The following is an 874-nucleotide window of genomic DNA, read 5'->3' as shown; positions in this document are numbered from 1 at the left end:
ATCTGCCGGATTGTTTTCATACCTTCACGAACAGGCCCACAGGACACACACCCTTAAAACCAGGCGTAGATATGTACCAGCAAGCGGGGCCTGTCGGCTCCCAGGCTACTTCAAGGGTAATCTCGTGCCAGCCATCGGGAAACAAAGCTGTAAATCCTTCTCCTGCGTGTATGCCGCGCCCTTCCAGGAGCAGCCGAGGGTGCGGATCACTGTCCGCCGGATTGGGAAGCTGTATCTGCGCGATCCTCTCTTTATCCCAGCTCATAGACCTTTCCTCCTTCCCCTAAAATAAATCACTATGCGAGCCTGTCCGGGTAAGATATAAAATCAGCTCGTCCCCGTCCACTTCGTAGATCAGCAACCAATCCGGCGTAATGTGGCACTCACGACACCCCGCATAGTCCCCGGAAAGTGGATGATCCCTGTTCTTCTCCGGCAACGGCTCCCCCGCCGCCAGCTTTTTAATAATATCCGTCAGCAAAGAAATATCAAAGCCGCGTTTTTTCACGCGCTTCAAATCCTTCTGAAATTTTGTGGTTGGTCTTATGTTATACATCGGCAAGCAGCTCCTCCATCATCTGATCGACATTGGAATAGGTCTTGCCGAGGCTCGGATCGGCCTTCATTCTCTTTACTTCCTTGATTGCTTCGACGGTTTCAGCGTTCGGCACATCGCCGCTGATTTCAAAGGGTATTCTATACTCCCGCACCGCCTTACGCGCAAAAACATTGAACGCCGTTGTCATTGTCATTCCCATATCAGCACAGAACGCCTCAAACTGCCGCTTCAAATCCGCGTCCATACGAATGTTAATATTTGTATTTGCCATAGATAGCAACTCCTTTCGCTCTTATTATATCCATTGTATATCTT

At 49.9% G+C, this 874-nt stretch carries 3 protein-coding genes; all 3 read right to left on the bottom strand.

The window, feature by feature from the left end; translation table 11 throughout:
• Positions 1-16 precede the first annotated feature (16 nt).
• From J3352_RS14175 to J3352_RS14165, 3 genes are read right to left on the bottom strand one after another with little or no spacing between them, the layout of a single operon-like run.
• Positions 17-265: a hypothetical protein gene (locus J3352_RS14175; protein WP_207700533.1), complete on the bottom strand. Its 249-nt coding sequence runs from the start codon at positions 263-265 to the stop codon at positions 17-19.
• 18 nt (positions 266-283) lie between these two features.
• Positions 284-556, bottom strand: coding sequence for a type II toxin-antitoxin system YafQ family toxin (locus J3352_RS14170; RefSeq protein WP_207700532.1), 273 nt, complete (start codon positions 554-556; stop codon positions 284-286).
• A complete protein-coding gene (locus J3352_RS14165) occupies positions 549-830 on the bottom strand; it encodes a type II toxin-antitoxin system RelB/DinJ family antitoxin (protein ID WP_005948237.1) in 282 nt (93 codons plus the stop codon). The genes J3352_RS14170 and J3352_RS14165 overlap by 8 nt, the downstream gene beginning before the upstream one ends.
• Positions 831-874 lie beyond the last annotated feature (44 nt).

This window comes from Faecalibacterium sp. Marseille-Q4164, assembly GCF_017377545.1.
Classification (GTDB): Bacteria; Bacillota; Clostridia; order Oscillospirales; family Ruminococcaceae; genus Faecalibacterium; species Faecalibacterium duncaniae.
Note: the sequence above shows the minus strand (reverse complement) of the source record. Positions and strands in the feature narration are given on the sequence as shown.